Here is a 22,306-nt window from a genome sequence, read left to right on the forward strand (position 1 = left end):
AATTCTCGGTAGTTATTAAATTTTTGGTCTCTAACCCTTGTCTGAATCGATTCGGTTACCGTTTCGACTCAAGAGAATGTATCAGCCCTACTGATACACACGATAATAAAGGAGGTAGCAAGTGACGATTGCTATTGTAATAGGCACACATGGTTGGGCAGCAGAACAACTGCTGAAAACGGCAGAAATGCTGTTGGGCGAGCAGGACAATGTTGGCTGGATCGACTTCGTGCCTGGCGAGAATGCAGACACGTTAATCGAAAAATACAACGCGCAGCTGGCGAAGCTTGATACCAGCAAAGGCGTGTTGTTCCTTGTTGACACCTGGGGCGGCAGCCCATTCAACGCGGCAAGCCGCATTGTTGTCGATAAAGAAAACTATGAAGTGATCGCGGGCGTCAACGTACCGATGCTGGTCGAAACCTTCATGGCGCGTGACGATAACCCAAGCTTTGACGAGCTGGTGGCGCTGGCGGTGGAAACCGGTAGCGAAGGCGTAAAAGCGCTGAAAGCCAAACCCGTCGAAAAAGCGGCGCCGAAAGCTGCACCTGCAGCACCGAAAGCTGCCGCTCCGGCGAAACCAATGGGCCCGAACGACTACATGACTATCGGTCTGGTGCGTATCGATGACCGTCTGATTCACGGTCAGGTTGCGACCCGTTGGACCAAAGAGACTAACGTCACCCGCATCATTGTGGTCAGCGATGAAGTTGCCGCCGATACCGTGCGCAAAACCCTGCTGACTCAGGTTGCTCCTCCTGGCGTAACGGCACACGTTGTCGATGTTGCCAAAATGATCCGCGTCTACAACAACCCGAAATATGCGGGCGATCGTGTGATGCTGCTGTTCACCAACCCAACCGACGTTGAACGTATCGTGGAAGGTGGTGTGAAAGTGACCTCTGTTAACGTTGGCGGTATGGCGTTCCGTCAGGGTAAAACACAGGTTAACAACGCAGTTTCCGTCGATGAAAAAGATATCGAGGCCTTCAAAAAACTGGATGCCCGCGGTATCGAACTGGAAGTCCGTAAGGTTTCCACCGACCAGAAACTGAAAATGATGGATCTGATTGCCAAAGTGGGTAAATAACCGCTTAGGCAACGTTTTTAGCCTTCACACTTAAGTCTGTATAAGCAATAGGAGAAGTACAATGGAGATTACCACTCTTCAGATTGTGCTGGTGTTCATCGTCGCATGTATTGCGGGTATGGAATCAATACTCGATGAATTTCAGTTCCACCGTCCGCTGGTCGCTTGTACCCTGGTCGGTATCGTACTCGGGGACATGAAAACCGGTATCATCATCGGTGGTACCCTGGAAATGATCGCGCTGGGTTGGATGAACATCGGTGCTGCGGTTGCACCTGATGCCGCACTGGCTTCCATTATTTCCACCATTCTGGTTATTGCCGGCCATCAGGGCATCGGCGCAGGTATCGCCCTGGCCATCCCGCTGGCAGCAGCAGGCCAGGTTCTGACTATTATCGTTCGTACCATTACCGTTGCCTTCCAGCACGCAGCAGATAAAGCAGCGGAAAGCGGTAACCTGACGGCGCTGTCCTGGATTCACGTCTCCTCCCTGTTCCTGCAGGCGATGCGTATTGCTATCCCAGCGGTCATCGTTGCGGTATCCGTCGGTACCAGCGAAGTTCAGGGCATGCTGAACGCGATTCCTGAAGTGGTCACCAGCGGTCTGAACATTGCCGGTGGTATGATCGTGGTAGTAGGTTATGCAATGGTCATCAACATGATGCGTGCAGGCTACCTGATGCCGTTCTTCTACCTCGGCTTCGTGACTGCAGCATTTACAAACTTCAACCTGGTTGCTCTGGGTGTGATTGGCGCGGTTATGGCCATCCTCTACATTCAGCTGAGCCCGAAATATAATCGCGTGGCAGGTGCCCCTGCTCAAGCGGCTGGCTCTAACGATCTTGATAACGAACTGGACTAACAGGTGAGCGAAATGGTTGATATGACTAAAACTACCACCACCGAGAAAAAACTCACTCCGGGTGATATTCGTGGCGTGTTCCTTCGTTCTAACCTGTTCCAGGGTTCATGGAACTTCGAACGTATGCAGGCGCTGGGCTTCTGCTTCTCTATGGTTCCAGCGATTCGTCGCCTGTACCCAGAGAACAACGATGAGCGTAAGCAAGCCATCAAGCGTCACCTGGAATTCTTTAACACCCATCCATACGTAGCGGCGCCGGTACTGGGTGTAACGCTGGCAATGGAAGAACAGCGTGCTAACGGCGCAGAGATCGACGATGGTGCTATCAACGGTATCAAAGTAGGTCTGATGGGGCCGCTGGCAGGCGTGGGTGACCCAATCTTCTGGGGTACCGTACGTCCGGTATTCGCCGCACTGGGTGCCGGTATCGCGATGAGCGGCAGCCTGCTTGGGCCACTGCTGTTCTTTATCCTGTTCAACCTGGTCCGTCTGGCAACCCGTTACTACGGCGTCGCTTACGGTTACCGTAAAGGTATCGATATCGTTTCCGATATGGGCGGCGGCTTCCTGCAGAAACTGACTGAGGGGGCGTCAATCCTCGGCCTGTTCGTCATGGGGGCCTTGGTTAACAAGTGGACGCACGTGAACATCCCGTTGGTGGTTTCAACCATCACTGGTCAGGATGGTCAGACTCGTGTCACCACCGTGCAGACCATCCTGGACCAGCTGATGCCGGGCCTGGTACCACTGCTGCTGACCTTCGCCTGTATGTGGCTGCTGCGTAAGAAAGTTAACGCCCTGTGGATCATCGTTGGCTTCTTCGTCATCGGTATCGTAGGCTACGCAATCGGCCTGCTGGGTCTGTAATATCTGTAGTATGCCGGGGGCTCTTGCCCCCGGTTTTTTTTTATCTGGAGGCTGAATGACATTAACGGATCTGGTACTGGTTCTCTTTATTGTGGCAATGCTGGCATTTGCCATCTACGACCAGTTCATCATGCCCCGCCGTCATGGCACCACCCTGCTATCCGTCCCGCTCTTGCGCCCCGGCCGCGTCGATAGCGTTATCTTCGTCGCGTTGATCGTTATCCTGGTGTACAACAATGTGACCAGCCACGGCGCATTAATTACCACATGGTTATTATGTGCACTGGCGCTGACCGGTTTTTATCTATTCTGGATCCGCAGTCCGAAAATTATCTTTAAATCGGAAGGTTTCTTCTTCGCAAATGCCTGGATTAAATACAGCCGAATTCAAAAAATGAATTTATCGGAAGATGGTGTACTGGTGATGCAATTAGAACAGCGTCGTCTTCTTGTCCGCGTTAAGAATATTGATGACCTGGAGAGGATCTACAAGCTTCTCGTTAATTCTCAATGAGTTAAAATATAGCCATCGCTATATCTGTGCTATTTTCAGGCAGTTAAGTTATAGCGTTGGCTATGTTTATTCCGCACATTCCCTTCATATTTGTTAACCTTCTGATTACGCAATAAATCTAAATGAAAATCGTTATCATTAAACGATTAAATAAGCAAGCCTTAGAGTTGTTTTATATTCTAAAAATATGTTAAGGTTGCGCCCGTCGTTGGGGAGTAGCTAATTTCCATCAAATGGAAATGTACGTGTCAACATACTCGTTGAAAAACGTGGTGCGTACGGATTACATCGTAATCAAGCGAGACCATAGACGCATTACTGCTGATTACTGGGGGCAGGAATGTGTCGTATGGAAACTGCCCGGTCTGGACCTTCGCATGAACTTAACCGCCACTATTCTTCTTGCCCTTGGTATGTCAATGGATGCCTTCGCTGCATCAATTGGTAAGGGTGCTACGCTGCACAAACCGAAATTCTCTGAAGCCCTGCGTACTGGCCTGATTTTTGGCGTCATTGAGATGCTTACCCCACTTATCGGCTGGGGCCTCGGTATGCTGGCAAGCCAGTTCGTCATGGAGTGGAGCCACTGGGTAGCCTTCGTCCTGCTGGTGTTCCTCGGTGGGCGTATGGTACTGGAAGGGATCCGCGGTACGGATGATGATGAAGCAGCAGAATCACCGCGTCGTCACGGCTTCTGGCTGCTGGTCACCACCGCAATTGCCACCAGCCTGGACGCAATGGCCGTGGGCGTTGGCCTGGCCTTCCTGCAAGTCAATATTCTCGCCACCGCATTTGCCATCGGCTGCGCCACCTTTGTGATGTCAACTCTTGGCATGATGGTCGGTCGCTTTATCGGCCCGCTGCTCGGCAAACGGGCTGAAATTCTGGGTGGGATCGTGCTTATCGCTATTGGCGCGCAAATCCTCTACGCCCACTATATGGGTTAATCGGCATCTCTTTGCCAGGCGTGAATCGCGAAATCCGTCTGGCAAGCAAACTGCGCCTGCTGTGCTAACGTCTCCCATACTTCCGGCTTCGCCCGCCACGCAAACGGCGTCATCTGTAATAACGTCACCGCTTCCTGACCGGTCAACTGCATCGGATAGGCTAACGCATCGTGACTTTGCAGGCTAAACCCTTCCAGCACTTCAGAATGTGGCGCATGCAGCTGCACTTCGCTATAGATAAGCCCTTTCAGCTCAACCAGATGACGCGGCCCCGGCGTAACGGTTATTACCCAACCGCCCGGTTTCACCACGCGTTTCAACTCTTGCGGATTACACGGCGCGTAGATCCGCACGACGGCGTCCATGCTGGCATCAGCAAACGGCAAACGCTGGCTGGAGGCAACGCAGAAATCCACCTGCGGATAGCGCTTTGCGCCGTAGCGAATGGCGGTTTTCGACACGTCCAGTCCCCATGTTGCCTGCGCCTTGGCGGCAAAAGCGTGGGTGTAGTACCCTTCCCCACAGCCGATATCTAACAGATGTTCAGGCGTAATGGCATGTAGCTTCACACTCACGGCGTCGCGCAGCGGCTGATAGTGTCCGGCATCGAGAAACGCGCGCCGCGCCTGCATCATCTCTGCGCTATCGCCCGGATCACGAGATCGTTTGTGCTGTACCGGCAGGAGGTTGACGTAGCCCTCTTTCGCCCGATCAAACTGGTGACGCTGTGGGCAAAGATAACTATTGCCGCTGCGCGTTAACGGCGCGTGGCAAAGCGGACAACTGTAGGACATAGCAACTCCGGCTCTATTTCAAAGGGCGAAAGTGTACCGCTATTCGAGCGAGGGAGAAAGGCGAAGCGGCGGTTAAAAGCGGCAGGCATAGAAATGATAAAGCCCCGCATAAGCGAGGCTTTATGTCTGATAATGTTACGCTGACGCGCTGCAAGATCAGTGATTGTCGAATCAGATAGCGGTTACGTTAACAGCCGCTGGGCCTTTCTGGCCGTCCTGAATTTCGAACTCAACGTTCTGGCCTTCAGCCAGAGTTTTGAAGCCGTTACCCTGGATTGCAGAGAAATGTACGAATACATCTTTGCTGCCGTCAGCAGGAGTAATGAAGCCAAAACCTTTAGACTCGTTGAACCACTTAACTTGACCTTTAATCTTTGCCATTTGCAAAATTCCTTAGAGTGTTTTCTGCGCCCGCAGGCGTTTTCATAGATAAAACTGAGACATGACTGCATGAGGCACTAATATAAGGTTCGGCAGAGAAGCGGTATTCAACGTCAACGTGTTTACTCAGAACTTCTTTACTGATAATGCCATACATAAACAGAACTGTACCTCGTTTAACCCAAAACGTGTTATCACATACAACGATAATAATGGCAAGCCATTTTTAAAGGTGTCTCGATCGGCCGCACAAATCCCAACAAATCCTTCCGCACGGGGTGAATTTTTCCCCAACAAAACGTTTCGTTGAATGAATGTTAGCAGATCTAAAATGTGACCTAGCTTACGGTAACGTAAGACATTTTTAACATAGACCAACATTTTTTCGGCGTCCAGAATATCCTTATCGCCGCAAAAATTTTGTATATCGTTAGATTATTTTCGCTATAACATTTTCGCATGCCGTTCGGCTAACCGGTTATAAGTACTTCACATGAGTGCGGTTATCCAGCACGGTCCTGGCGATTAACATCGTGGACTATATTGCACCAAAATAATGAAACTTTCGTGACATTGCTTCATCACAATGCAATAAAAACGTTTCGCTATTGCTCTCTGGATTATGCTTCGCCAAATGGGCGATTAATTGTCCAGTTCGTACAATGTTAATACGAACAATAATATTAAGGTGCGATAAATAGAACCTGGGAATGATTTATCAATAACAATAACATAACGTTATAGATTATACCGATACGTGAGCGCGAATATCGCCACGCAACGCGTCAGTTGCGCAAAGTGAATATCTCGTCGCGTAACGCATATCAATTAGGCTTTCAGGGAATATGAGCACCAGAAAAGTGCATCGTGCGGTGTCCGGCAGCCCAGAACAGGCTGCCCGGCGTTAGCATACAAAGAGGTTATCGTTCCGCCACCAGACGGATAAAATCTTCTTTGTCTTCTTCTTTAACGTCTTCTGCTTTTGCTTTTGGTGCCTCTTCTTCCTTCGCGTCCGGCTCATTGGCTTCGCATAAACGACGCAGCAGCGCATTCTGGCGCTTTTGCAGGTCGAGCAGCGATTCAAGGAGTTCGATTTGCTCGTTAGCACGGGAACTGGCGCGATTCACAAAGAACCACAACACCAGACCGACTAACAGCAGCAAGAAGGAAAATGCCAGAGATACCAGATTTAATGCCCCAGAACTTACAAGATCACTCATTTTACCACCTCAAAAAGAACGATCCATTCTACCACTCACATTACGGAAGGAAATCGCTGCCGGCAAAAATGTTTTACCAGGGTATATACCTGTTAATGCTGCATATGCCGCTGAAAAACTGAACATCCTGATCGCACATTACGTTGATCATCTGGGTCCAGAGCAGCAGGCAGGCGGCAATCACGAGTATCAGTAATACCCACCGAAACTTTTTCACTCAACTCTCCGCATGAATTCTTATTCAGATGTAGCGAGGTTAGCATGCTAACCTTAAACCGCGGCTAACTGTAACGGCATCTCACGCTTTTAGGAATCATAGACTTGTGTCAATCCGTTATTGCAGTAACGTAGTATTCATGAAAGATATAATAGAAGAGGAATTTTTATGCGCCTGTTTATCAGAACTATCGTTTTTCTGGTTATCGTCGCCATCGGGGTGCTTCTGAGCGGGTACGGCGTATTGGCAGGGAGTCAGAAGACGGCTGGCGGTCTGGGCTTGCAATGTAAGTATCTGACCGCACAGGGCTATAGCACCGCATTTTATCTTCACAGCGACAACGGCGTGGTGGGGCGTTCCAGCTGCCCACTGCTGCGTAAGAGCACGAGCGTGGTGGATAACGGTTAAAAATGGATAAAAAAAAGCCCGGTGCAGTCCAGCACCGGGCTTTTTTATCGCTGACTCAGAACGGGTAGTCGTTATAACCCATCTGTTCTGAAATCTTACGCGCTGCGGTATGCAGCATCTCAACATACTCATGCAGGCGTTCTTCAGAGAAGCGCAGCGTTGGGAAGGAGATACTCAAACCGGCGATAACCACGCCAAAGCGGTCAAATACCGGTACGCCGATACAGCGCAAACCTTCTTCCTGTTCTTCGTTATCTTCGCCCCAGCCCTGTTTACGGACCTGCTCGAGAACGGTAATCAGCTCATCAGTGTTGGCAATCGTACGCTCGGTGCTGCACTTATACTCAACGCCTTCGAGGATCTGACGAACCTCTGCCGGGTCGCGCCAGGCCAGCAGTACTTTACCGATCGCGGTGCTGTACAGCGGGTTACGACGACCCACACGGGAGTACATGCGCAGGTTATACATCGAGTCGATTTTGTGGATGTAAACAATGCTGTCTTCATCCAGCGCACCCAGGTGAATGGTCTCTTTCGTCAGGCGAGAGAGCTCACGCATCTGGATATCCGCACTGCGGATCAAATCAACGTTTTGCAGGGCACGAGCACCCAGCTCAAACAGCTTCAGCGTGAGTGAATACTTTTCGGATTCCCCTTCCTGGGCAACGTATCCCAATGACTTCATGGTTTGCAAAAAGCGATAAACGGTGCTTTTCGACATCATGACGCGTTGCGACAGTTCAGTAATACCAATTTCGCGTTCTTCGCCAAGTGCCTGCAGGATACCAAATACCTTGAGTACCGAAGAGACAGAATCTGGTTGTTTGTCCAAATCCGTTGCTGACATTTATCACCTCATCGCAACTGTTTTATAAAAATTAGAACCGGTTTTTATTATAATTTCGCAAAGCGTCTGTAGCAATGAAACTTCTGTGACCTGGTTACAAATCTGCGACATTAGGTCGAATAATCAATGCTAGAATCATTCTCTGGTTAATAATTCACACAAAAACAAGTTTCTAACATGACTCGAAACCTGATCGATGGTCTGCCGACCCCCCTACGCTATGGCGCCATTCTGACTATTGTTATCGGCATTACGATGGCCGTTCTCGACGGTGCCATTGCCAACGTTGCGCTGCCCACCATCGCTACCGACCTGAACGCCTCCCCGGCGTCTTCCATCTGGATAGTCAATGCCTACCAGATTGCCATTGTTATCTCCCTGCTCTCCCTCTCCTTCCTTGGCGACATGATTGGCTACCACCGCATTTATAAAGCGGGCCTGGTGGTCTTCACCCTCGCCTCATTGTTCTGCGCCTTCTCTAACTCGCTCGAGATGCTGACGCTGGCGCGTATTCTGCAAGGGTTTGGGGGCGCAGCGCTGATGAGCGTCAACACGGCGCTGATCCGTCTGATTTACCCACAGCGTCAACTGGGACGCGGGATGGGTATCAACTCCTTTGTGGTGGCAGTGTCGTCAGCTGCCGGGCCAACGATCGCCGCGGCCATTTTGTCGCTGGCTTCCTGGCAGTGGCTGTTCTTTATTAACGTGCCGCTGGGGATTATTGCCTGGCTGCTGGCCGTGCGCTTCCTGCCGTCGAACGGCACCCGCAGCCAGTCACAGCGTTTCGATCTGCCAAGCGCGGTGATGAACGCCCTGACCTTCGGTCTGCTTATCACCGCACTGAGCAGTTTCGCTCAGGGGCAGTCTACCGAAGTGGTGCTGCTGGAAATCGTTGGGCTGCTGGTGATTGGTTTCTTCTTCGTGCGTCGCCAACTGCAGTTACCGGTGCCGCTGCTGCCGGTCGATCTGCTGCGTATTCCGCTGTTCTCACTCTCTATCTGCACATCTATTTGCTCTTTCTGCGCGCAGATGCTGGCAATGGTATCGCTGCCGTTCTTCCTGCAGTCAGTGGTCGGCCGTACCGAAGTAGAGACCGGCTTACTGCTGACGCCGTGGCCGCTGGCGACCATGGTGATGGCTCCATTGGCAGGGTATCTTATCGAACGCGTTCACGCGGGCCTGCTGGGCGCGCTGGGCATGGCGATTATGGCCTGCGGCCTGTTTGGGCTGGCGCTGCTGCCATCGTCACCGAGCGATATCGATATTATCTGGCGTATGCTGCTGTGCGGTGCAGGCTTCGGGCTGTTCCAGTCTCCAAACAACCACACCATTATTGCCTCTGCGCCGCGTAACCGCAGCGGCGGTGCCAGCGGGATGCTCGGTACGGCACGCCTGCTGGGGCAAAGTACCGGTGCTGCTCTGGTCGCGCTGATGTTTAACGCCTTCGGCAATGGCGGTACCCACGTGTCGCTGTTGCTGGCCGGTACGCTGGCGGTTGTCGCTACGCTGTTCAGCGGGCTGCGCGTCACCCAGCCACGCGCGCAAAGCTAAAAGCCGGTATTGTCATATCGCCATCGCCCGGTGTTAAGAATCGAATCTTGCCCGGGCGATTTTGACGTAAGAGTCCCCTAACTTTTAAGCGCGTTCAAATCACGCTGGCCAATCGGCGAATGCCCTCTTGCAAGACCTCCGGGGAATGATTGGCAAAGCCAAGCAAAATACCTTCTCGGGCCATTGGACGCTGGCAATAGCGTTCAAAGGATTGAATCCCCATACCCAGCTGGCTGGCTTTCATTTCCACCTCCTTCCCCGTGAGTCCGTCGGCCAACCAACACACCATATGGATCCCTGAGTCGGACGGATGTACCACCATTTTGCCCGGCAAATAAGCGGCTATCGCCGCTGCTAATGCGCTCTTACGCTCATAGCACGCTTTACGCACCCGGCGAACATGGCTGGCGTAATGGCCTTCGGCAATAAAACGCGCCAGCACGGCCTGCTCCAGATAGCCGGTACAGAGATCGGAGAAATACTTGGTCATCATAAACTGCTCACGTAGATCCGGCGGTACGACCAAAAAGCCCAGCCGAAATTCCGGATACATCATTTTGGAAAACGTTCCGGAATAAATAACCCGATGATATTTATCCAGCCCCTGCAACGCCTGCAATGAGCGAGCGGCATAGCGAAACTCACTGTTATAGTCATCTTCAAAGATCCACGCCTGCCGGGATTCCGCCCACTCCAGCAGCGCTAACCGTCGGGAAAGGCTGAGCGTCCCGCTCAATGGAAACTGGTGTGACGGCGCGGTGTAGACCAGTTTTGCATTGGGGAAGTGCTGTATCCCATCATGAATATCCATCCCCCGGTCGTCGACCCTGACCGGCCTGACAATCGCTCCTGTAGAGGTGAAGGCGCCTCGGGCGCCATCATAACCGGGATCGTCTACCCACACTTCGCTACCTTTAGGCAGCAACGCCCGGGCGGTGACATTCAGCGCCTGCTGGATGCCATTGACGATGATTATCTGACTCTCATCGCAGTTAACGCCGCGAGTGGTCTGGATATAATGATTAATCGCGCGGCGCAGAGGCTGATAACCACAGGCGTTCGTATGCAAACCAAGCTCGTGCCGGGACTGTCGCCAGACCCGTCCCAACAGCCTCCCCCATAAATCATGAGGGAAAAGGTCGGTACAGCCTACGCCCACGGCAAATAAGCGATTCATCCCATCACTTTTCTGCCCTTCAGACCAGAGGGGGCGCAGCGCCGCAATATCAGGATTGAGCGATCCGACTGCCGATACGGGTGGCGTTGATTCCTGCACCGGATAATGCCCATCAATGGTTTTGTCCGGAATGCTTTCAGTTACAAACGTTCCCGCACCTTTGCGCGCAATCAGATAGCCCTCATCCAGCAAACGTTCAAAGCCTGCAATAACTGAGTTGCGCGAAATCGCCATCATTTCAGCTAGCGCTCGGCTTGACGGTATTTTCGAGCCCGCCGCCAAACGCCCTTCCAGAATGGCATGGCGGAGCACCTCGTAGACCTGATCTTTAATAATGCCGCCAGGTAACAGTAGGTCCTGGAACAAAGGGGCGACGGGCTTTGTCATCTCAATACACCGCAAAAAAGTGGATCCTATAAAGATACATAAAGTGGAACTTCATAGGAACCATAACCTCTTCTAACATAGCGTTACCGCATCAAGGTGCGGCTTTTATTTGAAAATAAGGAAGATTAATGAACGATAAAAAGGCAGGTAGTCATTTGGCAAAGGTTATCATCAGGCCAGCAACGGAGCGCGACTATGCGCAGTGGCTGCCGTTGTGGAAACAGTATCAAACGTTTTATCGCGTCGATATCCCTGACGCGGTGACTCAACAGACATGGCGTCGTTTTTTAGATTCTGGCGAACCGATGCTTTGTGCCATCGCCGAATGTGACGGCAAAGCAGTGGGCCTTGTACATTACTTGTTCCACCGCTCAACCTGGGCCACAGAAGATTACTGCTATCTTGAGGATTTGTTCGTGAACCCGGATGTCCGTGGTCAGCAGATTGGCAGACAGCTGATTGAATACGTGCAGCAACAGGCACGCGAGCAACGAGCCTCCCGTCTGTACTGGCACACACATGAGACTAACCTACGCGGGCAACGTCTTTATGACTGGGTAGCGAAAAAAAGCGGCATGATTGAATATCAAATGTCGGTGAATTAACACGGCTTGCGGTGCATCAACACGATGAGAAGAAGGGACTAAATCACGGCATCCCTGATGCATTCAAGGATGCCGTTTAGCGTTATTGACGTAAACCTGTTACTTCATATATTCGCCGCTGCGCAGCGCTTCAATGCGCTTATCCAGCGGTGGGTGCGTCATGAACATTTCGCTCAGCGACTTCGATTTACCGTTGATGCAGAATGCCATCATGCTGCTGGCTTCCTGTGGCTCATAGCTGGTTTTCAGACGCTGCAGCGCGGCAATCATCTTCTCACGACCAACCAGCTTTGCGGAGCCCGCATCAGCGTGGAATTCACGGTAGCGCGAGAACCACATGGTGATAATGCTCGCCAGAATACCAAACACCAACTCCAGCACCGTGGCTACCGCGAAGTAAATCAGCGGGTTGCCGTTGCTGCTCTCTTCGCCATCATCACGGTTGCCGCCGAGGAAACCGGCCGCAATCTGCGCGATAACGCGAGAGATAAAGATAACGAAGGTGTTCACGATGCCCTGGATCAGAGTCATGGTGACCATATCGCCGTTTGCGATGTGGCTGATTTCATGGGCGATAACGGCTTCCGCTTCGTCACGGCTCATGTTCTGCAGCAGACCGGTGCTCACGGCTACCAGCGACGCATCACGACGCGCACCGGTAGCAAAGGCGTTCATATCCGGCGCGTGGTACAGCGCAACCTGCGGCATAGCAATACCCACCTGCTGCGCCTGACGCGCAACGGTGTCTACCAGCCAGCGTTCCTGTTCGGTACGCGGCTGCTCAATCACTTCACCACCAACTGATTTCAGTGCCATCCATTTCGACATCATCAATGACACAATGGAACCGCCGAAACCAAATAGCAGCGCCATAATCAGCAGACCGGTCATGCTGCTCGACTGAATTCCTGTCAGGCTTAGCACCAGCCCAAACACAACCATTACCGCCAGGTTGGTCATCAGGAAGAGCGCGATTCGCATCATAATTTACTTTTAACCTCTTTTTAACAAAACGCACTATGCGATTACCCATATCGTAGGGGCAATACGCGAATTTTCAACGATTACGTTAGGCTAAGTCACGAGAAAGACACAACTTTACATTTTGTAGCATCGTGATTTACGAGAAGATACGAGAGATAAAAAAAACAGGCACAATTGCTTGTGCCTGTTGGGGGATTACTTGGTTGCTGCCGGCTGTTCTGCAGGCGCGGCCTTCTCAAGCCTTGCCAGATCGATGGCGATGTCCACCGTCTCGTCAAGGTATGGATCCGGCTCTTTGTAGTCCTTCGGCAGATCTTCCAGTTTCTTCAGCGGCGGCTTGCCTTCACGCTTGTAGCGATCGTTAATACGCGCCAGACGCGTTGCATCGTCCTCTTCGTTCTCTTTCTCACGCTGAGCGTAGTTCAGAGAGACAATACTGCGCTTCTCCTTCAATTCATTGAAGTGGGCAATATCTTTGGCGATGTACTGGAACTCAGGATCTTTCGCAATGCGATCGCTGTGCAGCTTCAGCAGCTCCGGCTCGAACGTTTTCATGTCGCCAGACTTCACATAGGTGGCAGCATTAATGCTGTCCCACGGCAGTGCGTTGTCTTCAAACTTCTCACCGGTTTCGGTCTCTTCCGTGCCGGTTGGCATCATGATGTCCGGGGTTACCCCTTTACGCTGGGTACTGCCGCCGTTGATACGGTAGAACTTCTGAATGGTGTACTGGACAGAGCCCAGCGCAGGCCATTCAGGGCGCAGCATCTGATCGTAGATGCGGTTCAGCGAACGGTACTGCTGGACGGTGCCTTTACCGAAGGTCGGTTCACCGACGATCAGCGCACGGCCGTAGTCCTGCATCGCGGCGGCAAAGATTTCCGACGCCGAGGCGCTGAAACGGTCTACCAGCACCACCAGCGGGCCTTTGTAATAGACAACGCCATCGGTATCACTATCTTCGCGCACCTTGCCGTTGTTATCACGCACCTGCACGACCGGGCCGGACGGAATGAACAGACCGGAGAGCGAAACCGCCTCGGTCAGCGCGCCGCCGCCGTTGCTACGCAGATCGATAATCACGCTGCTGACGTTCTGTTTTTCCAGCTTTTGCAGCTGGACCTTCACATCTTCGGTGAGACCAACGTAGAAACCCGGGATATCCAGCACACCGACTTTATCTTTACCGGTGCCTTTAATCGACATTTTCACGGCGCGGTCTTCAAGACGAATACGCTCGCGAGTCAGGGTGACGATACGGGTTTTAGAGCCTTTGCCTGCCGGAAGCACTTCCAGACGAACTTTGCTGCCCTTCGGCCCTTTGATCAGCGCCACAACGTCATCAAGACGCCAGCCAATCACATCCACCATGCCTTTACCGGCCTGGCCCACGCCGACGATACGATCGCCCACGCTAATCGCCTTGCTTTTCGCTGCTGGGCCACCTGCCACCATGGAGTTAATCACGGTGTAGTCGTCGTCCATCTGCAGCACCGCGCCAATACCTTCCAGAGACAGACTCATTTCGGTATTAAATTGCTCGGTGTTACGCGGAGAGAGGTAGTTAGTGTGCGGGTCGATTTCACGGGCGAATGAGGTCATCGCCAGCGAGAACACATCTTCACTGTTGGTCTGCGCCAGGCGACGAATCGCAAACTTGTAGCGACGCGACAGCGTATCGTGAATCTCTTTGTCGTCTTTGCCCGCCAGCTTCAGGCTCAGTTGGTCAAATTTGACCTTACCGTCCCAAAGCGCATTGAGCTCGGCTTCATCCTTCGGCCACGGCGCTTTACTGCGATCGAGGTTAAAGGTGTCGGTACCGGTGAAGTTCATCGGACGCTCAAGCACCTTCAGCGCATACTGATAGCGCTCAAAGCGACGCTTTTGCGCCAGATTGTAGAGGTCATAGAAGACATCAAGCTTGCCAGAACGCAGCTCATCGCCAATCTGCCCTTTCTTCGCGGAGAATTGCTCCACGTCGCTGGCCAGCAGTACGTTGTGACTATAGTCCAGCAGGTTCAGATAGCGGGTAAAGATTTTGGCCGAAAAGGCCTCGTCAAGATCGAACTGGCGGTAGTGGGAACGGGTAAAGCGCGATGTCACGCGCTCGCTCACCGTTGCGTGCTGCGTCTCTTCCTTCAGAACCGGAAGCTGATCAACACGGGTAATATCTTCCACCGCTAAGACCTGGCCTGTTATCACTAACAGACCAGCAAGCGCGGAGAGCCTAAAGAATTTGTTCATGCCTGGCCAGGCCTCCGTTTCAGAACACCAGGTGTTCTGCGCGTACAATCATTGACATACCAGAAGTAAGCTGCACACGAACGCCATCTTTGGTGATTTCCAGGATTGTGGCATCCATGGCGTTATTGCCCGCTTTAACTTTCAGGGATTGACCGACCGTCAGCGCGGACAGATCGGATACGGGGGTAAACTTCTCTTCGCGCACTTCGCGAACAGGTTTAGCCGCCGGTTTTGCTGCCGCAGGACGTGGTTTACGCTCTGCGCCTTCTTTACGACGTACTGGAGGACGCGGTTTACGCTCACGACGTGGCGCATCACCTTGTTCGCCCGCAGCAGCAGCCGCTTCGCGTTTCTTCGCCTGCTGTTCAGCGCGCTGTGCCTGAACGCGAGCTTTCGCTTCTTCAAGTTGCTGACGGGCATGCGCCACGTGCTGCTCATCCAGTTCGCCGCAAGGGTTGCCGTCGAGATCGACGCGCACTGCACCCGCTTTGATACCGTAGAGGTAGCGCCAGCTGGAAGTATAAAGACGTAATGCGGAGCGCAGTTGCGTTTTGCTGAGGTTCATTTCCCCTTCAACGCGCGCTACGAGATCCTGAAAAATACCGACTTTCAGGGGGCGGGCCTCGCCTTCCGCACTAAAGCACTGCGGGAAACGTTCGGCCAAAAATGCGATAACTTCTTTACTGCTGTTCAACTTAGGTTGATTTTCCATGAAATTTCCTGATTACAACGGACGTAGCCAACAAGCCGCAGGCATGAACAGGCGACATTATAATGACGCATTTCGTAAATGCTACGTTATCCGTTGATTATCCTTCGACGGGGGCAAAGAATTTTTGATAATCGGTCGCTTCGAGCACTTTTTGCAGGTGGACGACCAGTTCACGTAAGCCCGCCTCATCTTCTTCGCTAAAACGAGAGAAGACGGTGCTATCGATATCCAGCACGCCAATAACCTGACCGTTCACCTCAAGAGGCAGTACGATTTCGGCGTTGCTGGCAGCATCACAGGCGATATGACCATCAAAGGCATGGACATCTTCAATGCGCTGAACGCGATTTTCCGCTACGGCAGTACCGCAAACACCGCGACCTACCGGAATACGTACGCAGGCAATTTTGCCCTGGAACGGCCCGAGAACCAGCGTATTGCCTTCCAGCAGATAAAATCCTGCCCAGTTCACATCAGAAAGACGCTCGTACAGCAGCGCGCTGGTATTGGAGATTACGGCTAAGAAACTCGTTTCACCTGCCATCAATGCCTGAAAATCGCGGTTAAGATTCGCGTAAAATTCTGTTTTGCTCATTATCTAATCACTATTGTTTACGGTGTTACTGATGCGTTATCCAGCTTACAGCCTTATAAAATACGCATTAAGTGCGTTCGGGCTCAAGATGAATCGATACTTAGGTTAAGATAGAGTTATACATTCATTTCTCAATGTAATAAATGGCACTGACAACATCACGTATAACGCCGTCGAAAAAAATACATATTCACAAGATTAATGCATCGTTGCCGTGGGCACATTACCAACGTTGCCCCCAGTGCGATATGCTTTTTCGGTTACCGGTCGTAAAATCATCACAAAGTGCCTACTGTCCACGCTGTAACGCCAAGGTGCGCGACGGGCGCGACTGGTCGTTGACCCGCCTCGGCGCGATGGCCATCACCATGCTGCTACTCATGCCCTTCGCATGGAGCGAACCGCTGCTACGCCTGCATCTGTTGGGTGTCCGTATCGATGCCAACCTGCTGTCCGGGATCTGGCAGATGACCGATCAGGGCCACCCCATCACGGCGGCGATGGTCTTTTTCTGCACCGTCGGCGCGCCTTCGGTGCTGGTCGTCTCCATTGCCTATCTGTGGCTCGGTAATATTCTGGGTATGAATCTGCGCCCTGTCCTGCTGATGCTCGATAAGCTTAAAGAGTGGGTGATGCTGGATATCTACCTGGTTGGGATCGCCGTTGCCTCGATCAAGGTGCAGGACTACGCCTTCCTGCAACCGGGAATCGGCCTGCTGGCATTTATCTCTCTGGTGGTACTCAGCATCCTGACCCTGATTCACCTGAACATCGAGCAACTGTGGGAGCGCTTTTACCCCCAGCGCCCCGCCACGCGCCCTGACGCCAGTCTGCGCGTCTGCCTAGAGTGCCACTACACCGGTTTTGCCGATACGCGTGGTCGCTGCCGCCGCTGCCATACGCCCCTGCGCTACCGTCGGCGGCAGAGCCTGCAAAAAAGCTGGGCGGCACTGGTCAGTTCGATCGTCTTTCTCATTCCCGCTAACCTGCTGCCAATCTCCGTTATTTATGTTAACGGCGGGCGGCAGACGGACACCATTCTTTCTGGGATCATCTCGCTTGCCAACAGCAACGTGGCGGTGGCGGCGGTGGTGTTTATCGCCAGTATTCTGGTGCCGTTTACCAAAATTATCGTGATGCTGACGCTACTGACCAGCATTCACTTTAAATGCGAACAGGGGCTGCGTACGCGCATACTGCTGCTGCGCTTTGTCACCTGGATTGGCCGCTGGTCAATGCTCGATCTGTTTGTGATTTCGTTAACCATGTCGCTCATCAATCGTGATCAGCTTCTCGCCTTCACGATGGGCCCCGCTGCGTTTTATTTCGGCGCTGCGGTAATATTAACTATTCTTGCTGTTGAATGGCTGGACAGCCGCATACTTTGGGACGCACATGAGTCAGGAAACGCCCGCTTCACAGACTGAGGCGCGAATTAAAACCAAACGCCGTATCTCCCCGTTCTGGCTGCTGCCGATCATCGCGCTGATGATTGCTTGCTGGCTTATCTGGAACAGCTATGAGGATCGCGGTACCACCATCACCATCGACTTCATGTCGGCGGACGGTATTGTGCCGGGCCGAACCCCTGTGCGCTTCCAGGGCGTCGAGGTCGGTACGGTGCAGGATATCCGCCTTGCCCAGGACCGCAGCAAGATCGAAGTACGCGCCAGCATTAAAGCCGATATGGAAGATGCGCTGCGCGACGAAACCCAGTTCTGGCTGGTGACTCCGAAGGCGTCCCTTGCCGGGGTCTCCGGCCTTGATGCGCTGGTTGGCGGTAACTATATCGGCATGATGCCGGGTAAAGGCGAAGCGCGCGATCACTTCACCGCGCTGGATACGCAGCCCAAATATCGGCTGAACAACGGTGAGCTGATGATCCATCTGCACGCCCCGGATTTAGGCTCGCTCAACAGCGGTTCGCTGGTCTACTTTCGCAAAATTCCGGTCGGCCGCGTCTATGACTACGCCATCAACCCTAACAATCAGGGCGTCACCATTGATGTGCTGATCGAGCGTCGCTTCACCAACCTGGTGAAAAAAGGCAGCCGCTTCTGGAACGTCTCGGGCATTAAGGCGGATGTAGGGCTCAGCGGCGCGAAGGTACAGCTTGAAAGCCTCGCAGCGCTGGTCAACGGCGCGATCGCCTTTGACTCCCCGCCAGATTCGCAGGCCGCTGTACAGAACGATGAATACGGCCTCTATGAAGATCTTGCTCACAGCCAGCGTGGCGTGTTAGTGCAGCTTCAACTGCCAAGCGGCGATGGTCTGAAGGCCGGTTCGACGCCGATGCTTTATCAGGGGCTGGAAGTGGGCCAGTTGACCAAACTGACGCTCAACCCGGACAACTCCGTTACCGGTGAAATGACCGTTGACCCAAGCGTGGTCTCACTGCTGCGGGAAAAAACGCGCATTGAACTGCATCAGCCGAAGCTGTCGCTGGATAACACCAACCTGAGCTCGCTGCTCACCGGCAGCACCTTTGAGCTGGTACCGGGCGACGGCGAGCCGAAAGACCGCTTTACCGTGCTGGCGGCAGACAAAACGCTGCTGCAACAGCCGGGCGTGATGACGCTAACGTTGACCGCGCCGGAAAGCTACGGCATTGATGCCGGGCAGCCCATCATGCTGCATGGGGTGAAAATCGGCCAGGTCATGGAACGCGCGTTGACGGCAAAAGGCATTAGCTTTGCTATCGCCATTGACCCGCAGTATCGCGACCTGATCCACGGCGACAGCAAGTTTGTGGTCAACAGCAAGATGGATGTCAAAGTGGGCATCGACGGCGTGGAGTTCTTAGGTGCCAGCGCCAACGAATGGCTCAGCGGCGGGATTCGTATCCTGCCGGGTGAAAAAGGGCCGATGAAGTCGAGCTATCCACTGTTCTCTAACCTCGAGAAAGCGCAGGAGAACAACCTCAGCGACTACCCAACCACCACCCTGATGCTGACGGCGGAGACGCTGCCGGATATTCAGACCGGCTCAATCGTACTGTATCGTAAATTTGAAGTCGGTGAGGTCACCTCGGTGCAGCCCCGCGCCAACGCGTTCGATATTGCAGTGCACATTAAACCGGAATACCGTTCGCTGCTGACCCCAAACAGCGTCTTCTGGGCTGAAGGCGGCGCGAAGGTGCAACTCAACGGCAGCGGCCTGACGGTGCAGGCCTCCCCGCTCTCCCGTGCGTTAAAAGGGGCGATTAGCTTTGACAATCTCGATGCCGCCGGAGCGGGCAGCCGTAAAGGCGATAAACGCCTGCTTTACGCGTCGGAGACCGCCGCACGCGCCATTGGCGGGCAAATCACGCTGCACGCCTTTGATGCCGACAAGCTCTCGACCGGTATGCCAATTCGCTACCTCGGCATTGATATCGGTCAGGTGCAGAACCTTGAGCTGAACGCTTCACGTAACGAAGTGCAGGCCAGCGCCGTGCTTTACCCTGAATATGTTTCAACCTTTGCGCGACGCGGCACCCGTTTCTCGGTGATCACCCCGCAAATCTCGGCGGCGGGCGTGGAACATCTGGATACCCTGCTGCAGCCGTACGTTAACGTCGAACCGGGCCACGGCGAAATGCGCCGTGATTTTGAGTTACAGGAAGCGACGATTTCCGACTCCCGCTACCTCAACGGTCTGAACATCGTGGTGGAGGCACCGGAAGCCGGTTCGTTAAGCATCGGGACACCAATATTGTTCCGTGGGCTTGAGGTGGGCACCGTCACCGGGCTACGTCTGGGCAGCCTTTCCGACCGCGTGATGATTGAGATGCGTATCGGCCAGCGCTACCAGCACCTGGTGCGTAACAACTCGGTGTTCTGGCTGGCCTCTGGCTATAGCCTCGATTTTGGCCTGGTGGGCGGCGTGGTGAAAACCGGCACCTTCAACCAGTTCATTCGCGGCGGTATCGCCTTTGCGACCCCGCCGGGCATCCCGCTGGCGCCGAAAGCGCAGGAAGGGAAACACTTCCTGCTGCTGGAGTCTGAACCGAAAGAGTGGCGCGAATGGGGCACCGCCCTGCCGCGTTAAAACCCTCTGCGCCGGTGCCCGTCACCGGCGCATTTTTATGGTAAACTGCGCGCTCTTTATCATCTCCTTGTGGTATTCCCCAGTGGCTCAAAACTCAGTCTATTTCCCCGATGAATTCCTTGCGCAGATGCGCGAGGCCATGCCGAAAAATCTCTCTTTTGATGCATTTATTGATGCCTGCCAGCGCCCACTGCGTCGCAGCATTCGCGTCAACACGCTCAAAATAACCGTGGATGATTTTCTGGCGCTGGTTGCGCCGTACGGCTGGCAGCTAACCCCGGTTCCCTGGTGCGCCGAAGGTTTCTGGATTGAACGCGAAAATGCCGATGAGATCCCACTGGGCAGCGCCGCCGAGCATTTAAGCGGCCTGTTCTATATTCAGGAAGCCAGCTCCATGCTGCCTGTCGCCGCGCTGTTTGCCGATGGCGTAGTACCCACGCGCGTAATGGATGTCGCCGCCGCGCCTGGCTCGAAAACCACGCAGATCGCCGCCCGAATGAAAAACCATGGCATGTTGCTGGCGAACGAATTTTCCGCCAGCCGCGTGAAGGTGCTGCACGCTAACATCAGCCGCTGCGGAATCGCAAATACCGCCCTGACCCACTTTGACGGCCGCGTATTTGGCGCGGCGCTGCCGGAATGCTTCGACGCCATCCTGCTCGATGCCCCGTGCTCCGGCGAAGGCGTGGTGCGTAAGGACCCAGACGCGCTAAAAAACTGGTCGCTCGCCAGCAACCTGGAGATCGCCAGCACCCAGCGTGAGCTTATTGACAGCGCGTTTCATGCCCTGCGCCCTGGCGGTATGCTGGTCTACTCCACCTGCACGCTTAACCGCGATGAAAATGAGTCGGTGGTCAACTGGCTGCTTGAGCGTTACCCGGAAGCGGTGGAAGTGCTGCCGTTGGGCGACCTTTTCCCAACCGCCGAGCAGGCGCTGACCCCGGAAGGCTATCTGCACGTCTTCCCACAAATTTACGACTGCGAGGGTTTCTTCGTCGCTCGACTGCATAAAACGGCAGCGATCGACCCGCTGCCCGCGCCGGGCTACAAGGTCGGCAAATTCCCTTTTGCGCCAATGAAAACCCGCGAATCAGCGGCGGTAGCCGAGGCGGCTAAGCGCGTGGGTATCGAGTGGGATGCGTCGCTAACGCTTTGGCAGCGCGACAAAGAAATCTGGCTGTTCCCGGCGGAAATCGAGCCGTTGCTGGGTAAAGTGCGTTTCTCTCGCATCGGCATTAAGCTTGCTGAAACCCACAATAAAGGCTTCCGTTGGCAGCATGAAGCGGTTATCTCGCTGGCAAACACGGAGAAACTGGGACATGAATTAACGGCAGAGGAAGCGCAGGAGTGGTATCGCGGGCGCGACGTCTACCCGGAAAATGCCCCGACGCAGGACGACGTGATTGTCACGTTCCAGGGCTTTCCACTCGGGCTGGCAAAGCGTATTGGCTCTCGTCTGAAAAACAGCTATCCGCGAGAACTGGTGCGCGATGGGAAACTTTTTATCAACAGGTCGGAGTAGCGCACAAAAAAAGCGCATTTTTTAATTGGCGAAATGCTCGACGTTGGCTAGGATGAAAAGGTACGGCCACTGGTCGTACCACACCGGTCAGCAGATTAACGGAGAGCATTATGAGCAAAACCAGCGTACGCATCGGCGCATTTGAGATTGATGATGCCGTGCTGCACGCCGAACAACACGGCGAGCGAACGTTAAGCATCCCTTGTAAGTCCGATCCCGATTTGTGCATGCAGTTAGATGCCTGGGATGCCGATATCAGCATCCCAGCCCTTCTTGATGGCGAACATTCGGTTCTCTATCGCAAACATTACGATCAACCGTCCGATGCCTGGGTTATGCGGCTTGTTTAACCC

The 22,306-nt window shown here is 53.5% G+C and carries 23 protein-coding genes; 12 read left to right on the forward strand and 11 right to left on the reverse strand.

Annotated elements, in window-relative coordinates; translation table 11 throughout:
• Positions 1-121: 121 nt before the first annotated feature.
• The 5 genes from manX (at position 122) to mntP (ending at position 4,280) form a co-directional block, all read left to right on the forward strand.
• Entirely contained in the window at positions 122-1,090 is a 969-nt protein-coding gene (manX, locus tag AB2B48_RS08545) for a PTS mannose transporter subunit IIAB (protein ID WP_185667660.1), read from the forward strand.
• Between the two features lie 61 nt (positions 1,091-1,151).
• A complete protein-coding gene (manY, locus tag AB2B48_RS08550; protein WP_185667659.1) occupies positions 1,152-1,952 on the forward strand; it encodes a PTS mannose transporter subunit IIC in 801 nt (266 codons plus the stop codon).
• A 12-nt stretch (positions 1,953-1,964) separates the two neighbouring features.
• Positions 1,965-2,819: a PTS mannose transporter subunit IID gene (locus AB2B48_RS08555; protein ID WP_185667658.1), complete on the forward strand. Its 855-nt coding sequence runs from the start codon at positions 1,965-1,967 to the stop codon at positions 2,817-2,819.
• 55 nt (positions 2,820-2,874) lie between these two features.
• Positions 2,875-3,333, forward strand: coding sequence for a DUF986 family protein (locus tag AB2B48_RS08560; protein WP_368301539.1), 459 nt, complete (start codon positions 2,875-2,877; stop codon positions 3,331-3,333).
• Between the two features lie 377 nt (positions 3,334-3,710).
• Entirely contained in the window at positions 3,711-4,280 is a 570-nt protein-coding gene (mntP, locus tag AB2B48_RS08565) for a manganese efflux pump MntP (protein ID WP_368301540.1), read from the forward strand.
• Here the strand turns inward: mntP and rlmA are convergent.
• The 5 genes from rlmA to mgrB all read right to left on the reverse strand — a co-directional run bounded on the left by rlmA (position 4,277) and on the right by mgrB (position 6,892).
• Entirely contained in the window at positions 4,277-5,074 is a 798-nt protein-coding gene (gene rlmA / locus AB2B48_RS08570; protein WP_368301541.1) for a 23S rRNA (guanine(745)-N(1))-methyltransferase, read from the reverse strand. The genes mntP and rlmA overlap by 4 nt on opposite strands.
• Positions 5,075-5,245: 171 nt before the next feature.
• Positions 5,246-5,455 (reverse strand): transcription antiterminator/RNA stability regulator CspE, encoded by a 210-nt coding sequence (gene cspE, locus AB2B48_RS08575; protein ID WP_001062678.1) that lies wholly within the window; start codon positions 5,453-5,455, stop codon positions 5,246-5,248.
• Positions 5,442-5,612 (reverse strand): DUF2627 domain-containing protein, encoded by a 171-nt coding sequence (locus tag AB2B48_RS08580; RefSeq protein WP_074398761.1) that lies wholly within the window; start codon positions 5,610-5,612, stop codon positions 5,442-5,444. The genes cspE and AB2B48_RS08580 overlap by 14 nt, the downstream gene beginning before the upstream one ends.
• Before the next feature lie 763 nt (positions 5,613-6,375).
• Entirely contained in the window at positions 6,376-6,675 is a 300-nt protein-coding gene (locus tag AB2B48_RS08585) for a YebO family protein (RefSeq protein WP_185667654.1), read from the reverse strand.
• A 73-nt stretch (positions 6,676-6,748) separates the two neighbouring features.
• Positions 6,749-6,892, reverse strand: coding sequence for a PhoP/PhoQ regulator MgrB (gene mgrB / locus AB2B48_RS08590; RefSeq protein WP_185667653.1), 144 nt, complete (start codon positions 6,890-6,892; stop codon positions 6,749-6,751).
• 168 nt (positions 6,893-7,060) lie between these two features.
• On the opposite strand from mgrB, the gene AB2B48_RS08595 reads away from it, so the two are divergent.
• Entirely contained in the window at positions 7,061-7,300 is a 240-nt protein-coding gene (locus tag AB2B48_RS08595) for a YobH family protein (RefSeq protein WP_185667652.1), read from the forward strand.
• A 55-nt stretch (positions 7,301-7,355) separates the two neighbouring features.
• Here the strand turns inward: AB2B48_RS08595 and kdgR are convergent, their stop codons facing one another.
• Positions 7,356-8,147, reverse strand: coding sequence for a DNA-binding transcriptional regulator KdgR (gene kdgR, locus AB2B48_RS08600; protein WP_185667651.1), 792 nt, complete (start codon positions 8,145-8,147; stop codon positions 7,356-7,358).
• A 177-nt stretch (positions 8,148-8,324) separates the two neighbouring features.
• On the opposite strand from kdgR, the gene AB2B48_RS08605 reads away from it, so the two are divergent.
• The gene (locus AB2B48_RS08605) at positions 8,325-9,698 is read left to right on the forward strand and encodes an MFS transporter (RefSeq protein ID WP_368301542.1); all 1,374 of its coding nucleotides are present in this window, start codon (positions 8,325-8,327) and stop codon (positions 9,696-9,698) included.
• A gap of 94 nt (positions 9,699-9,792) precedes the next feature.
• On the opposite strand, the gene AB2B48_RS08610 is transcribed toward AB2B48_RS08605, so the two are convergent.
• Entirely contained in the window at positions 9,793-11,262 is a 1,470-nt protein-coding gene (locus tag AB2B48_RS08610; protein ID WP_368301543.1) for a PLP-dependent aminotransferase family protein, read from the reverse strand.
• A 128-nt stretch (positions 11,263-11,390) separates the two neighbouring features.
• Between AB2B48_RS08610 and AB2B48_RS08615 the strand changes: the two genes are divergently transcribed.
• The gene (locus AB2B48_RS08615) at positions 11,391-11,867 is read left to right on the forward strand and encodes a GNAT family N-acetyltransferase (protein ID WP_185667648.1); all 477 of its coding nucleotides are present in this window, start codon (positions 11,391-11,393) and stop codon (positions 11,865-11,867) included.
• Between the two features lie 99 nt (positions 11,868-11,966).
• Here AB2B48_RS08615 and htpX read toward each other — a convergent pair whose 3' ends face one another.
• The 4 genes from htpX to AB2B48_RS08635 form a co-directional block, all read right to left on the reverse strand.
• Positions 11,967-12,851, reverse strand: coding sequence for a protease HtpX (htpX, locus tag AB2B48_RS08620; protein ID WP_035891656.1), 885 nt, complete (start codon positions 12,849-12,851; stop codon positions 11,967-11,969).
• Between the two features lie 195 nt (positions 12,852-13,046).
• A complete protein-coding gene (gene prc / locus AB2B48_RS08625) occupies positions 13,047-15,095 on the reverse strand; it encodes a carboxy terminal-processing peptidase (protein WP_185667647.1) in 2,049 nt (682 codons plus the stop codon).
• A 19-nt stretch (positions 15,096-15,114) separates the two neighbouring features.
• Positions 15,115-15,807: an RNA chaperone ProQ gene (proQ, locus tag AB2B48_RS08630; RefSeq protein ID WP_185667646.1), complete on the reverse strand. Its 693-nt coding sequence runs from the start codon at positions 15,805-15,807 to the stop codon at positions 15,115-15,117.
• Positions 15,808-15,904: 97 nt separating this feature from the next.
• Positions 15,905-16,402: a GAF domain-containing protein gene (locus AB2B48_RS08635; protein WP_368301544.1), complete on the reverse strand. Its 498-nt coding sequence runs from the start codon at positions 16,400-16,402 to the stop codon at positions 15,905-15,907.
• Between the two features lie 143 nt (positions 16,403-16,545).
• On the opposite strand from AB2B48_RS08635, the gene yebS reads away from it, so the two are divergent.
• From yebS to AB2B48_RS08655, 4 genes are all read left to right on the forward strand, one after another.
• On the forward strand, positions 16,546-17,829 hold the full coding sequence (yebS, locus tag AB2B48_RS08640; protein ID WP_368301545.1) for a membrane integrity lipid transport subunit YebS: 1,284 nt from the start codon (positions 16,546-16,548) through the stop codon (positions 17,827-17,829).
• A complete protein-coding gene (locus AB2B48_RS08645) occupies positions 17,798-20,431 on the forward strand; it encodes a PqiB family protein (protein WP_368301546.1) in 2,634 nt (877 codons plus the stop codon). Before yebS ends, AB2B48_RS08645 begins: the two co-directional genes overlap by 32 nt.
• Positions 20,432-20,513: 82 nt before the next feature.
• Positions 20,514-21,953: a 16S rRNA (cytosine(1407)-C(5))-methyltransferase RsmF gene (rsmF, locus tag AB2B48_RS08650; RefSeq protein ID WP_368301547.1), complete on the forward strand. Its 1,440-nt coding sequence runs from the start codon at positions 20,514-20,516 to the stop codon at positions 21,951-21,953.
• 110 nt (positions 21,954-22,063) lie between these two features.
• Positions 22,064-22,303, forward strand: a complete 240-nt coding sequence (locus AB2B48_RS08655; RefSeq protein WP_035891671.1) for a YebV family protein — start codon at positions 22,064-22,066, stop codon at positions 22,301-22,303.
• The last annotated feature ends 3 nt before the right edge of the window (positions 22,304-22,306 follow it).

The organism is Kluyvera sichuanensis (genome assembly GCF_040930405.1).
In the GTDB taxonomy this organism is placed as follows: Bacteria; Pseudomonadota; Gammaproteobacteria; order Enterobacterales; family Enterobacteriaceae; genus Kluyvera; species Kluyvera sichuanensis.